We start from the raw sequence: 14,018 nt of genomic DNA, 5'->3' as shown, positions 1-14,018 counted from the left end.
TTTGCCTGCAAAATAATCATAAAACCCATTCCGCAAACGAATCCGCTGTTTCGTAGAGGCGAAGGGAAGACAGGGTGACGCCTTTGGGGAGATACGGGCGGATGGAATTGCGGATGAAAAGGAGGAGGTTCTCGGCTGATGGCTCGGCGTCTATCACCAGGAGGTTTTCTTCCGCGGAAATGTCGGGATTGGCGCGGAGGTAGGCGGTTGATACTACCAGCGCATGATCTAAGCGGTCTACGGCTTTTTCGTTGACCGTGCGCTTGAGGTCCTTGAAATCGATGAGGATCCCCGGCGCGGGGAAGTATCCTTCCGGCTCTTCGGCCCTCACCGTAACGTGCAGCTGGTACGAATGGCCGTGCACATGCCGGCAGGCGCCGTTGTAACCATGTAATGCGTGGGCCGTCTCGAACCGGAAAATTTTAGTTACCTGGATCATCCATTTTTATTTCCCGCAAAGATACTAATAAAAGATATTTTCATCCTTATTTTAAATACCTTTACACCGCCAACCGAAGGCAATCATTTTGCAGCAGCATCCGCCCTATCACGGCGCCCGCTGTTCTACCTACATCAATCCGAATTTATGGTGCATGAATTTCACATCCCCGTCATGGGGCTGGCTTACACGATCGACAGTCCGGTTAAAGTGGCCCGCTTCGGCATCAGTTCCGTTATTTCCATCATTGAAGACCGCCTGATCGAGATGATGCGCAAACATTACTACACGGAGCGCCACGAGCCTTACCTCCCGATCTCCTCCAAAGAAGTAGATTACCGCGCCCGGCGCATCACCGATTACCTTAACCTCGTGAACCGGATGGTCCAGGAGCAGGTCGAAAAACTGCGGACGGCCGCGTTCGAGACCGGGTCGGACATTGTCAAATATTTCGAGATGCTGCCGGAGAAGAGCCCTGTCAAACAATTGTACCTCCAGTTCAGATCGGCCACCAGCGCAGCATCGAGGACAGCCATGGAAGCGAAGCTGCGCTCCCTCATCGTCCCTGGCGCCATCGACGTCAACATCATGACCAAAACCGACAAGAACAATTACGGGAAAGACGGACAGCCGATCGAAGACGGGTCGGACGCCGTGGCGGCGCTTCGCGGCTATGCCAACAGCGAACTGCGCGGCTCCTCCATCGTGTTTTCCGCCGGCATGAACCCCAGGCTCTATGGCTACCTTGAAAAATGCCGGCAGTTCGATGCGGACGAGGACGGCGTCATGCATAAAAAAGTGGTGGTGAAGGTGAGCGATTACCGCTCCGCCCTCATCCAGGGGAAATTTTTGGCGAAGAAAGGCATCTGGGTGAGCGAGTTCCGCATCGAATCCGGACTGAACTGCGGCGGCCACGCTTTCGCGACAGACGGCATGCTCATGGGCCCCATCCTCGAAGATTTCCGCACCGGCAAAACCGAGCTCTGCAACACTCTTTTCCAGCTCTACACCGACGCGCTCCGCAAACGCGAAGCGCACGTTCCCCCTGCACCACCGCCCATGGTCATCACGGCGCAGGGCGGCATCGGGAGCCACGCCGAGCACAACATGCTCCGCGAATATTACCAACTTGGCACTACCGGCTGGGGAACCCCGTTCCTCCTCGTGCCCGAAGCCACTACCGTAGATGCCCACACCCGCCTCCAGCTCGGCAAGGCGAAATCGGAAGACGTGGTCTTAAGCCACCACTCCCCCATGGGCGTGCGCTTCCATTACCTCAAAGGCCTGAGCGGGGAAGCCGAGCGCCTGAGCCGCATCCGTGACGGAAAACCCGGAAGCCCCTGCACGGAAAAACACCTGTCGTTCAACACCGAATTCACCGAAAGGCCCATCTGCACCGCATCCATCCAATATCAACGCCTGAAAATCGACCAGTTGCAAAAAGCCCGGCTCCCGGAAAAGGAATACCAGGCGCAACTCGCGGAAGTCCTCGGCAAGGAATGCCTCTGCACCGGCCTCAGCAACTCCGCCGCGGCAACGTACAACACCACGCTCGTAAAGAACCAGGAAAGCATTACCATCTGCCCGGGCCCCAACATCGCATTTTTCAACCGCGAAGCGTCGTTGCAGGAAATGTGCGATCATATTTACGGCCGCGCGGATATTCTGCAAGGGGTGGACCGGCCTCATATGTTCATCAATGAGCTTCGCCTTTACATCGCTTACCTGCAGGAGCAATTACAGCAATGTACCGGCGACAAAATGGCGAAACAGCTCGATGCTTTCCGGGAGAACCTGCTGAAAGGGATCGCCTATTACCGCCAGCTCCATCATTCGGAAGTAATCACCGGCGAAGCGTTCGGGCGAATGCTGGACGAAGCCGAAACACAAATCGGAGAGATAAGACACACAGCCTGCGTTACTACCCTGTGACTACCGTCCTATGATCCCATACCCGAAGCAAAAGACCTTGCCGCATCTGCAGCAAGGTCTTTGATCTTAAATGAACGGCTTCGGCGACTGAAAATGATGCTTCGGGCCCGCACGCCGGCGTTCGTGCGGGATTTTTCGGTAATTTGGAAATGGTTTTCCGTACAAATCGCATCAACCCCGAATTCCTGCTATGACGAATTCCGAAAACATAACCATAAGGACCGCCCTTCCCGGTGAAGCCCCTGCTGCCGGACAACTAATGGTACAAGTGTATTCCTCGCTGGAGGGATTCCCTGGAGTAGCAGAGCAACCTGCCTATTACGCCCTGTTGGCCAACGTCGGCGAACTGGCATCGAAGCCGGGTGCAGGACTGATCGTAGCGGCGGGCGCGGACGGCCGCATTGCCGGGGCGGTGGTTTATTTTGGGGATATGCAGTATTATGGCTCCGGCGGCATCGCCACGCAGGAAAAAGACGCGGCAGGCTTCCGGCTGCTGGCGGTGGACCCGGCATTCAGGGGCGCGGGTATCGGAAAAAAACTGGTGAACGCCTGCATAACGCGCGCCGGGAAAGCCGGCGTAAAACAAATGATCATCCACTCCACCCATTCCATGCAGACGGCCCGGGAAATGTACCTGCGAATGGGCTTCTTCCGGGCCCCCGAGCTCGATTTCCTCCAGGGCGAACTGCAGGTGTTCGGGTTCAGGTACCTCCTGTAATCTCCCAAAAAATCCCGCCCCCCCCTGCAACACGGCCGCATTGCGGCACACGTGCCACAGCCTGTGGCGCCTAATGTGGAGGTTCGCACCAAAGCTGTTCGTTTCAGCCGTTCCCAATATTGGTACAGGAATTGCAAATGGAGTATCAGAACAATCTTTATTGACTAAAACCGATGTTTATGAAACTCATGTTGAAGAGCATTGCTGTATTGCTGTTGGCTGCATTTGCATTTACTTCCTGCAGCAAAGACACCGACCCCGCAGACGTTGACGTATTTGCCGGCACTTTTAGAGGAAGTATCTCATACAAAGACAGTGAAAAAGATATCAAACAAGCCAATGGTAGCGTTTTCGTTACGAAAGTCGGCACCCGGTACGATTTCCGGTTCTCCGACGGCATACCCGACCTCACCGGCGTCCAGTTCGAAAAGAAAGACGCCAATACGATGGTCAGCGTCGGCAGCGACGGTACCGGCATTATCACCATCACCAAAGACAGGCTGAACATAGGTTTTACCCGTGCCGGCCGCGCCTGGACCGCAGATTGCGGACGATAGCGATATTGTAAGGATAAGAATAGATCCACAAAGCCCGCGCGATACGCGCGGGCTTTGTGGTGTTGAGAGCCTCCCTCATTTCAAAAACTCCCGCATCAGCGGCAGCACTTCATCGAAATGCGTTTCGAGGAGCATGTGGCTGCCGTCGAGGATATGCACTTCCGCGCCCGGGATGTCGCGCCGGTAGCAGTGGGCTTCTTCCACGTTGAAATACGGATCGTACCGGCCCCAGATGATCAGCGCCGGCGGCTGGAACGTACGGAAATACAGCTGGAAGATGGGGAACATCAGCATATTGTCGAGATAATCGCAATTGAGGATATATTGCATTTCCAGGTTGCCGGGGCGCTGCATCAGCTGCCAATCGAGCATCCAGGTTTCGGGCGCGACCCGCGGCAGAAGATTGTCCGGCAAACCAGCGGCATATTGCGCTTTTGTGCCTTCTTCACTCAAAAAGGCATACACCTTCGCCTTCTTTTCCGGCGTGGGATTTTTCCAGTAATCCAGCATTTCGTCCCACTGCGGCCCGGCTCCTTCTTCGTACGCATTGCCGTTCATGACGATCAGGCGCCCGATCTTTTCAGGATGTTCGACGCAAATCCGCAGTCCGATGGGGCAACCATAATCATTCAAAAAAATCGTGAACCGCTCCAGGCCGATCGCTTCGGTGAAAGCATGCATACACGCCGCGATGTTCCGGAACGAGTATTCGAATTCGTCTTTGGAAGGGAATCCGCTGAATCCGAACCCCGGATAATCGGGCGCCACAAGGTAAAAATCGTCGGACAGGACGGTCATGAGCGTTTTGAACATGACCGACGATGTAGGGAAGCCATGCAACAACAGTACAGCGGGCTTGCGCCGGTCTCCCGCTTCGCGGTAGAAAATTTCCACCCCGTTTACTTTTATTTTCCTGTTGAAGAGTTGTGCCATGACTTCGGGTTTTATGGTCCCAGCGGGCCTTTGCTCACTTCGCGCCCTGCTTTGAAGACCCGGCAAATGCTTTGTGTGCCTTCGATGTGGAGCGCCGGATTTTCGTTCAGCACCAGCAGGTCCGCCTTTTTACCCACTTCGATGGTGCCATAATCCGCGTCTACCCGCAGGGCTTTTGCTGCATTTTTAGTGCCAACCGTGATCGCTTCCAGTGGCGTGAGACCCGCCTCCACCAGCAATACCAGTTCCAGATGTTCCGAAAAACCCTGTGCACGCGCCGGACTGGCGCCCGAATCGGTCCCCAATGCCACGAGCACGCCTGCTTGGTGGAGTTTATACGCATTTTTCAAGGCTGTTTCCAGCGCGCGGATTTTTTCGGCGTAATTGGGGTTGTTGCGGATATTGTTTTTGTATTGGGGAGATGTGATGAATGCGAAGGCACCTGGCTCGAGGGATTTCCGGAAAAACGGATCGTTGCTCCAGGCGGTCGTATCGCCGTACGCTATCGCAAATTTATCCAGTGCAAGCGTCGGGATGTATACGACTCCCTTTTCCTTCATTTCCGCCGCCAATGTATCGTCCACTTCGCGGTCGCGGATGCTGTGCGCGACGATGTCGATCCCATCTTTGACGAGTTGCTTCGCGTCCGCGAAGTAATACAGATGGGCGGCGGCTTTCATCCCGTTTTTATGTGCCGCGCCGATCAACGCATGATAAACGGAAGGATCCATTTTCGGTTTCCCCGGTCCCGCGTTATCCACCCACATTTTGATCGTTTTGACCGGAAGCCGGGCCATTGCAGCCACTTGCTCTGCCGCTTCGGCCGGTGTGGCGGGCCGCTGAACGAGGTCCATCCCGAAAGCTGCGGGAGGCGCGCCTCCCGAAACGCCGAAACCATATCCGGCGGAGTGCAGCCTGGCACCTGGTGTGAGCCCCTTCAACGAGGAATCCGCCAGTCCGCTTTCGAAAAGCAGCTGCCTGTCTGTCCCCATCACGAGCACCTGCAGCACCCCGAAATCCTCGTACTTTTTGAGATGCCGGAGCACATTTTCGCGGGTATAAAACCGGCCGTCGTTCGCTGAATCCTTCAGCGTGCCCACGTGCACATGCGCACTGATAAGGGCCGGCATCACCGTTTTCCCGGATAGCCGCAACACGGAAACCCCGTTCGTATCGAGGCCGGTGCCGATCCGGGCGATATTTCCATCCTGTATCAGCAGATCGATATGCTCCCGTGGCGCACCACCGTTTCCGTCTATAAGCGTAACATCCCGGAGCAGCAGCGGTTGCGATTGAGCGGAGGTGACCTCCCCGCAGGCGGCCAATATCGCCATGCCTGCGATCCAGGCATATTTTCGGATAGTCTTCATCGTGAATCGGATTTGAAGGGAAAAAGCGGCGGTCTTTAAAGATAACGAAAACGGGCCGCACATCGGCGGCCCGTTGGATGAATAATCAGTTCTTTCAATCAGTTCAGCACTTTCCCGGCCACTTTACCCACGCTCAAACCCTGCACCATGATAGAAAACACTACCACGAAGTAAGTCATCTCCAGCAGGATTTCCTTATAAGGCCCGCTGGCCAGCGAAAGCACCAGCGCAATGGAAACGCCGCCCCGCAGGCCGCCCCACACCAAAATGGTCAGCGAGCCCCGCGACAGTGGCGGATTGAACGGCACCACGAGCGATGGGAGATAGATCGACAGGAACCGGGCAAACAGCACCACGAGGATCGTGACCGTGGAAATGAGCCAATAACTTTCGAGGTCTTTGATCATGAGCAGCTCGAACCCGATGAAAAGGAACAGGATCGCGTTGAGGATCTCGTCGATCAGCTCCCAGAACTTGGCGAGGTAATCGCGCGTCTGGTTCGACATGGCAACCCTCCGGCCGAAGTTCCCGATGATCAATCCGGCGGCCACCATGGTCAGCGGACCGGAAATATGCATCGTATGCGCGATCATGTAGCCGCCCATTACGACAGACATGGTGATGAGCGCGGAAATGATGTAATCGTCGATGGATTTGATGGCTTTGGACGCGGAGAAACCGAGGATGGCGCCGAGTGCCAGTCCACCAAGGGCTTCCTTCGCCAGCAGCCAGCTGACATGTGCGAGGGAAACGTCCATGGTGGCGGATTCCGCAAGCTGGAGGATCACGGCGAAGAGCACAACGGCCACGCCGTCATTGAACAGCGATTCTCCGGCGATCTTGGTTTCGAGGGATTTGGGAACGTCCGCTTTCTTGAGGATGCCCAGTACGGCGATAGGGTCTGTCGGCGAGATGAGCGCACCAAACAGCAGGCAGTAAATAAAAGGCAGTTCGATCCCGAACCAGGGAACAATGAAATGCAGCACGAAGCCGATAACGAAGGTGGAAAGGATCACGCTGAGCGTGGAAAACGTCAGCACCGGGAGGCGCTGTTTTCTCAGATCGGCAAAATTGACATGGATGGCACCAGCGAACAGCAGGAAGTTCAACATGGCGCCCATCAATACTTCCGTGAAGTCGAACTCACTCAACAATTTCATCAGCTTCCCTGTCATACCCGGGAAAATCGAGTTTCCCGCGAAGCGGATCCCGATCGAAACCAGTATCGCCATCAGCATAATTCCGATGGTGGAAGGCAGTTTCATGAACCGGTGATTGATGTACGCGAACAACGACGCCAAACAGATAAGGATCGAAAACGAATAGTATAACTCCATCCCGCAATATAGGTTTTTTAGAAAGAACGGGTTTGGACGCACGACTTAAAATCCGATTAAAACCGCTGCTGTAGCGGCAAACATCGTTTTTCTCCACAACGCCGGACGGCAACAGGGAATGCGGTTGGCATGTAGATGGAAAGCCAAATCTTATATTTCAAATCTGCGATGGCACTATCGCCCGGCGGGGCTATCTTTGTGAAAATGAGCCGATATGGACCACTATTACGAAACGCTTTTCCGGTATATTCAACAATTCATTGAAATGCCCGGATCGGATAAGGATAGTTGCCGGAACACCTTCAAGGTTTTGCAGGTGAAAAAAGATACGATGCTGGAAACCGCGGGAAAAATCCCCCAGCATCACAATTTCATCGTTTCGGGGTTCATGCGTAAGTTTTACGTGAACGACAACGGTGAAGAAGTGACGGTCGACCTGAACAACGGCCCGCGTTTCTTCACCTCCTGGTTCCATTTCGCCAATCAAACGCCATCCGGCGAAAACCTGCATTGCATCACCGACTGCGAGCTGTTGCGGATTTCGAAACAGGATGCGGACCGGACGGTGAAAACCAGTATCACGCAGAAGGATTTCACGATAAAATTGTTTAACCAGGTGATGGACGAAGACAAGCAAAGGATGAACGACCTGGCTACGCTGACCGCTGAACAGCGATATTTAAAATTCATGAAGAGCAGTCCGGAAATTATCAAGAACGTGCCATTGAAATTTATCGCTTCCTATCTGGGGATCAAGCCGGAAAGTTTGAGCCGGATCAGGCGGGAGATCATTTCCTAACAATTGTTAAGTGCCGGTCATGATATAGCCGTTATTTTCATATCATGAACAAAAAAGCGGCTCATCCCTTACATTATGCGGTCCGGCTATGGTTTATCGTTATCTGCCTGGGCCAATCCATCTTTGCCTATTACATCCTTATGCAGTATTACCGGAACACGGCGCTGGGGCAAATGGAAAAGTGGAATAACGTCAATCCTCATTTTTACGACAAAAGCGACCTTACGGGCAACCTCATTTTCGGCCTGCATGTGGCGCTGGCGGCTATCATCACGATTTTAGGGCCTTTGCAGCTCGTGCCACAGCTGCGCGCACGGGTGCCGCGGTTCCACCGTATCAGCGGGCGGATTTATATCGCCTCCGCGTTCCTGGTGAGCATGGCGGGGATTTACCTTACCTGGGTGCGGGGGGCGGTGGGAGGCCCGGTGATGCAGGTGATGATTACCGCCAATGCCGCGATCATACTCATTTGCGCATATTTCGCGATCAGGAGCGCCATGGAGCGGAGGATCAAGGCGCATCAGCAATGGGCGGTGCATCTTTTCCTGGGAATGAGCGGGGTTTGGATGTTCCGGGTTTTCCTCATGCTTTGGCTGCTGATCCACCGCGCGCCCGTGGGCTTTGACCCTAAAACTTTCACGGGGCCCTTTCTGACGGTGCTGGCGGTGGCAGTATATATTATGCCCCAGGCGATAGCAGCGTGGTACTTTGGCGTGAGGGGCTCCGGTCCCGCTTACCAGCGGACGGTTTTCGCCACCTTCCTGACGTTGGTTTCGCTTGGGATGGCGGCTGGGTCGTTTGCGGCAACGATGGGGATGTGGATGCCGAGGGTGATGGAGTAAGGAGAGCCCCTGGCTACTGGCTGGCATAGCCATATTCCATTTTTTTTAGGATTTTGTTGTTATGGTCACGCACCGATACCAATCTCCCGAAGGAATCATATTCGTAGAAAGTAGTAAAATTGTTGGCATCCGTCTGGCTGGTCATGCCTATTAATGGCGCATAAGTATAGGTCGATACATTTACCTGGCCGTTACTCGCAAACCAGGTGCGGATTTTATTCAGCTCAGCCCTGATCTGCACATCCGTATATGCACCCGCATTATCCAACATACTTTGATTGATAAGGCCCGATACTGTTGCATAATCACTTCCTACTACTTTAGCGACGGGGTAAGTACCGTTGTATCCCCATAAGTATACTTCCTTGACATCGTTTGCCTTTTGCTTTTCCGTCGGGTTCCCGTATGCGTCATAGTTATTAAACAATTCGCGGGCCTTGTAGCGGGCATCTGCTGCAAATTGGGTAGCATTCATGGATGCAGGCAATTGTCCGGCGGGTGCATTGGAGAACTTGAATAATGGCCCTGGTATAGCCTGATTCGTTTCCAATTTACTTATAGATTGGACTTTCCCCCATCCCGTGGGATAATAATTCGTAAGGCTACCTCCGGTAATCGAAAGGGTACCCAATGGCTGCTCTTTTAGTTTCACCGTTTCTATCGGCACCGACACGATATTCTTCCTGATCAAATTATCAATGGCAGCATTCCCGGGTGCATATTCCTTTGGGTAGGTGTAATATTCCTTTGACAGGGAGCCATCGCTTTGGACAATGGATTTACAGACAGGCAGAAAACTCTTGCCACTATTTTCTATCGTAGTGGTTGTTGTAAACACTCCGTTTTCCTGATAAAGCGTTTCTGCTGTTTTCTCAAGCAATATCGTTCCGGAGTGATGGCTATAGTATGTAAACAAAAGGGAATGCCGGCCATTCACGAGATCCCGGCTGTTTATATTCACTTGTAAACCCTTGCTGACCGGCTCCAGCGTCTTTTTATAAATATTTTCAATTTTACGGACTGGACTATAGGATTGATTCACCGTATCATATTTATAGTCCACCTGCTGCGTCAAATATCCGCGCAACCAGTCCCGGCGATCTGCAGGAGGATTGGGAGCATCGTAATAAGTAAATCCTGCTGCGCTGGTATTACCTTTATACAATACGTCCGGCGATTCCAAAGGCCCCATGAACGAGTACCCTGTTTTCCCTAAAGGGATTCCGGCTTCTGACACCGCTTTCTCTTCAACATACCGGTATCCTACGAAGGAATTGTGTGTTGTGCTTAACGGGTTCACGGCATTGTAAGAGATGCCCAGGTATCTGCAAGGACCACCATTTTTATCATATACATCAAATGAAAACTGATACAGCGGTGTAGCCAGTAATTGCCCCGAACTTCCGTCTTGCTCGTACTTATATTCCTTATATAACGATTGCCGGGTCACCGGATCGTACTGTTTACACTTTCTTACCCTTATCCCTCCTACTTTTGGCGGCTGTCCTTGCGAGCCCTGCTCGCTCGTTATCGTATACAATCCTGATATCACGGCGCTATGTAGCTTTTGATGGTCAGGATTTTGGGGGTTATTTAACAATGCATAGGAAGGGCAATGGTAAAGGCGGTAGGCCCCGGGTTCAAGGTAAACACTGAAATTCCCGTCGTGATTCCCACTCCAGATAACCCTGCCGGTCGAAACATTCATAATGTAGAACCTCAAACCACCGGCGGGATAATAAGGAACATCAGTTAGCAGTACCTGTGCCCTGCCCGTACTTCCATTTAATATTTTAAACTCAACATAGTAATTCCTGACCATATTGCCATTGCCGTCTGGCCGAATCTCATAATTCAAACCTTCGTACCAGCCATCCACGTTATACCTATAGTGGCTAAGGGAGATAGAATACACCTCGGCTTTTTTGGTAACTTTTGGAGGTATGTAAGGACTTGGGGCTGCATCATTTGATTCGAATTCGTACTCCGTAAAGCCGCCTGCGGCATGGTGTATTCTGTACAAGCTTCCCTGTTTGGCATATTGAACATCGGGGCTTTTCCCGCCTACATATACCGTAGGGGTAGGACTACCGGCTTGCAGCGGGTCTATCAATATATACGGAACCTCCGCAAGGGGATTATCTGCCTTATTCGCGAATCCCCAGTGATCGGTCAATGGAGAAGCCCTATGCGGCAACCCGTATTCCGTATGGTAATCAAAGCGCTGGCCATTATTCAGCGGAACCCCGTTCGCATCCTGTTCCGTCCATTTCATTAACATTAATCGCCGGCCAAAAGACGCAGGAGGCGTAATCGTCGAAGAAACGAAGAAATTGCTGCTGCCTGCAGGATCGATACTGGCATAATCTACCAGGCTGTTCCCGACCAAATATTTATAATCCAGCTTAAATTGTCTTATAATTTGGCCCAGTTTGTCTTCGACAATGATCCTATCCAGTGCATGGTCGCCCACAAGGTCCGCCCGCCCCAGTGTCGCAGGAATGAACCTGATTTTCCCGCCCGGGAATTCAATCGAAGACAATCTTTTGGTATTCACATACTGTCTGGGTACGGAGGTGGCAGACGGATAATTTTCGCATTGGCCGTTTAACTTCACATGACTTGTCTTTGTGGGTGCAAGGTCATATGCCAGATTAACGGTTAGGTAATTGAACTTTATCTTTTCTCCGGAGGGAGACTCCATTTCCGTTAAATACCAGCTGTTAATGCATCGTCCGGTGGTAGTGAACCCGCTTCCGGGGAGCTCATTGTTCCTGGAAGCTGAAAGCGTTTTTTCATAATCCCTGAAGCGGTAAATAATTCCTTTATCATCAATAATCTGCCATTCCGAAATGCATGAAGCAGTACCGTCTGAAAACTGGAAGATGGAAATATTCCCCTTTGTAATCTTGCAATTACTTTTGGGAATCAGCCGGGGCGTTCCGGATGTATCAAAGACGAATCTGCCAGCACCACCTGGAAGGCTATAGAAAAATAAATCCTGCTGAGCATCGATCGTGCCCTCTGCCATTCCCAGAAAGGCTGAACTATAAGGTGTTTGCAGAGGTAGGGTATAATCAATATAGCCAAAGGTCGGTGTTTCATCCGGCAACCCCAATACCGACCTCGTGATAACTCCGCCTGCATTGAGATTCCATCCCAGTCCGCACCACGAGGCCATGTCGGCAACCTTGACGCCGCCGGAAGTATAACTCAGCGAGACAGGGAGTTGCAAAACGCCGGCATTCACTGTCCAGACAGGAATATTTATCTGTGGTGTACCTGTATACAGCCCCATCTGCGTTTCGGTATTAAATACCAGGTTGGCCGCATTTGGAGCGGGAGGAATAATTACCTTTTCCTGGGCAAACGAAAGCTTCGCCCATGTGATTACCAAACAAATAAGTGCGTGTCTTAACATAGCGCTAAACATTGACAATTGTAATTTTTACGTCTTGTACTGTTTAAACGGGGGAGGGCGAGCTTGAACTTTGAGGATGTGCGTCAGTTCGTTAAGGGAGTAATGTAAACATGCTGTTCACGTCAGCGCTGGTTACAAAAAAAGGGATAACAACCTGCGAAAATATAGTCACGCCAATGATTGGATGCGCGACTTATGTGAAAGTAAAGATACGGGACAAGATGACAAAATATTTTTTTGTAGTATCGGCGTTTGTTTTATGAAATGCCTGCATGTAGATGTGAAGGAAAACTCGCGCAGTATGCGGGGCCCTGAAAAATCATGCGGGCCATGAGGGCCGTTACCGGTACTTAAAATGATAGAGTGACTGTAAAGGACGATCCTCGAATGCTACTTTCACAGGCTCCTTAAACTTTCCTAGAAACGATTTTATGTAACCTTTCCTTTTTTAGCCGTATCTAATACTAATAAAATAGCGAGCATGCCAATTACATTAACTATTCTTTTAATAAGCCTGGGGATATTCGTTTTTTTCACCTGGTACTTTTCGCATAAAGCCAGGCATACGGAACGGCTTAGATTGATCGAGAAGGGAATAGATCCGGATACGACGAAAAATAATGATAATTCGGGTGTCTGGAAGAATCTTGGCGTAGTGGCTATTGGCCTGGGAGTGGGACTGCTCGTCATTTCGATACTGGCGCTCGTCAACCCGCAACTAATAAACGTGAATTCAATGCCCCTGGGCATACTGGTCCTCTGCTGCGGAATTTCTTTGGTGATCGCCAACAAATATAGCAAGTGACAGAGGAATCGATTGACTTTGAATATATTACTAAAGTACGTGAAGGTGATACGGCATCTTTCAGATTCTTCATTGTCAAATACAAAGACGTGCTGTTTACCTACGCAATCACCATTCTTGCAGATAGGGGACTGGCTGAAGAAGCAGTGCAGGACGCATTTGTGAACGCTTTCAGATATCTGCATACATTTCGAAAAAAATCGAGTGTCAAAACCTGGCTCATCAGGATCGTCATCAATGAGGCCAACAAGAAAAAAAGGCAAATCGATCCCAATGTGGTGTTGTCGGGAGCGTTCAGCGACAACCTTACCTGTATGGAACCGTTACAGGAAGCTGATGATAAGATTCAACTGGTCAGGTATGCATTAACCAGACTGGATACGGATTGGAGCCTGGCATTGAGATTATTTTATCTCGAAGAATATTCCATCCGGGAAATAGCGAGCATCATGAACTGGGGCGAATCCAAAACGAAAGTTACCTTACACCGCGCCAGGAAAGCGTTGCAGAAAATAGTAAACAATTTACAACCTCCCAAAGGCAAGTAATATGGAGCCGATAGACAATGATATACGACAACTTATCTCGTCTTCCAGAATCGGAATGAACAATCCCGCATTCGAAGATCAATGCATGCAGGCCATTCTGGAGCAACACGCAGCAGACAAAGCCGGTCTCGCTTTCAGAAGGAAATCGTTCCGGTTTGGCATGATGGCCATCGTTATTTGTCTTGCCCTCATCATCTTCAGTATTGTAGCCTGCCGGGACGATAGCATGTTTGCCATCATTCTACAGGCATTTTCCGTCGGTATTGCCACTTTTATTATTGCATACATGAAAAGAAAACCGGCCATTTCTCTATAAC

Annotated in this window: 13 protein-coding genes; 8 read left to right on the top strand and 5 right to left on the bottom strand. The window is 51.3% G+C overall.

What is annotated here, in order from left to right; translation table 11 throughout:
- Positions 1-16: 16 nt before the first annotated feature.
- Positions 17-439 carry a 6-pyruvoyl trahydropterin synthase family protein gene (locus tag ACQKLP_RS06045; RefSeq protein WP_427321023.1) on the bottom strand — a complete coding sequence of 141 codons (423 nt, stop codon included), beginning with the start codon at positions 437-439 and terminating at the stop codon, positions 17-19.
- A gap of 147 nt (positions 440-586) precedes the next feature.
- Between ACQKLP_RS06045 and ACQKLP_RS06040 the strand changes: the two genes are divergently transcribed.
- From ACQKLP_RS06040 to ACQKLP_RS06030, 3 genes are all read left to right on the top strand, one after another.
- The gene (locus ACQKLP_RS06040; RefSeq protein WP_427321021.1) at positions 587-2,371 is read left to right on the top strand and encodes a hypothetical protein; all 1,785 of its coding nucleotides are present in this window, start codon (positions 587-589) and stop codon (positions 2,369-2,371) included.
- 190 nt (positions 2,372-2,561) lie between these two features.
- Entirely contained in the window at positions 2,562-3,089 is a 528-nt protein-coding gene (locus ACQKLP_RS06035; protein WP_427321019.1) for a GNAT family N-acetyltransferase, read from the top strand.
- Positions 3,090-3,268: 179 nt separating this feature from the next.
- A complete protein-coding gene (locus ACQKLP_RS06030) occupies positions 3,269-3,646 on the top strand; it encodes a hypothetical protein (RefSeq protein ID WP_427321017.1) in 378 nt (125 codons plus the stop codon).
- Positions 3,647-3,721: 75 nt separating this feature from the next.
- Here ACQKLP_RS06030 and ACQKLP_RS06025 read toward each other — a convergent pair whose 3' ends face one another.
- The 3 genes from ACQKLP_RS06025 to ACQKLP_RS06015 all read right to left on the bottom strand — a co-directional run bounded on the left by ACQKLP_RS06025 (position 3,722) and on the right by ACQKLP_RS06015 (position 7,286).
- Positions 3,722-4,579 carry an alpha/beta fold hydrolase gene (locus ACQKLP_RS06025; protein ID WP_427321015.1) on the bottom strand — a complete coding sequence of 286 codons (858 nt, stop codon included), beginning with the start codon at positions 4,577-4,579 and terminating at the stop codon, positions 3,722-3,724.
- 11 nt (positions 4,580-4,590) lie between these two features.
- Positions 4,591-5,949: an amidohydrolase family protein gene (locus ACQKLP_RS06020; RefSeq protein ID WP_427321013.1), complete on the bottom strand. Its 1,359-nt coding sequence runs from the start codon at positions 5,947-5,949 to the stop codon at positions 4,591-4,593.
- A gap of 98 nt (positions 5,950-6,047) precedes the next feature.
- Positions 6,048-7,286, bottom strand: coding sequence for a cation:proton antiporter (locus ACQKLP_RS06015; protein WP_427321011.1), 1,239 nt, complete (start codon positions 7,284-7,286; stop codon positions 6,048-6,050).
- 214 nt (positions 7,287-7,500) lie between these two features.
- Between ACQKLP_RS06015 and ACQKLP_RS06010 the strand changes: the two genes are divergently transcribed.
- Both ACQKLP_RS06010 and ACQKLP_RS06005 read left to right on the top strand, forming a co-directional pair.
- A complete protein-coding gene (locus tag ACQKLP_RS06010) occupies positions 7,501-8,085 on the top strand; it encodes a Crp/Fnr family transcriptional regulator (RefSeq protein WP_427321009.1) in 585 nt (194 codons plus the stop codon).
- A 44-nt stretch (positions 8,086-8,129) separates the two neighbouring features.
- Entirely contained in the window at positions 8,130-8,927 is a 798-nt protein-coding gene (locus ACQKLP_RS06005; RefSeq protein ID WP_427321007.1) for a DUF2306 domain-containing protein, read from the top strand.
- A gap of 13 nt (positions 8,928-8,940) precedes the next feature.
- On the opposite strand, the gene ACQKLP_RS06000 is transcribed toward ACQKLP_RS06005, so the two are convergent.
- Positions 8,941-12,348, bottom strand: coding sequence for an RHS repeat domain-containing protein (locus ACQKLP_RS06000; protein WP_427321005.1), 3,408 nt, complete (start codon positions 12,346-12,348; stop codon positions 8,941-8,943).
- Between the two features lie 481 nt (positions 12,349-12,829).
- On the opposite strand from ACQKLP_RS06000, the gene ACQKLP_RS05995 reads away from it, so the two are divergent.
- The 3 genes from ACQKLP_RS05995 to ACQKLP_RS05985 are packed head-to-tail and all read left to right on the top strand — an operon-like array spanning position 12,830 to position 14,017.
- Positions 12,830-13,153, top strand: a complete 324-nt coding sequence (locus ACQKLP_RS05995; protein WP_427321003.1) for a DUF6249 domain-containing protein — start codon at positions 12,830-12,832, stop codon at positions 13,151-13,153.
- Positions 13,150-13,701, top strand: a complete 552-nt coding sequence (locus ACQKLP_RS05990; RefSeq protein ID WP_427321001.1) for an RNA polymerase sigma factor — start codon at positions 13,150-13,152, stop codon at positions 13,699-13,701. Before ACQKLP_RS05995 ends, ACQKLP_RS05990 begins: the two co-directional genes overlap by 4 nt.
- A gap of 1 nt (position 13,702) precedes the next feature.
- The gene (locus tag ACQKLP_RS05985; RefSeq protein WP_427320999.1) at positions 13,703-14,017 is read left to right on the top strand and encodes a hypothetical protein; all 315 of its coding nucleotides are present in this window, start codon (positions 13,703-13,705) and stop codon (positions 14,015-14,017) included.
- The last annotated feature ends 1 nt before the right edge of the window (position 14,018 follow it).

Origin of the sequence: Chitinophaga sp. NPDC101104 (assembly GCF_050277495.1) — a bacterium.
Taxonomy (GTDB): Bacteria; Bacteroidota; Bacteroidia; order Chitinophagales; family Chitinophagaceae; genus Chitinophaga.
Note: the sequence above shows the minus strand (reverse complement) of the source record. Positions and strands in the feature narration are given on the sequence as shown.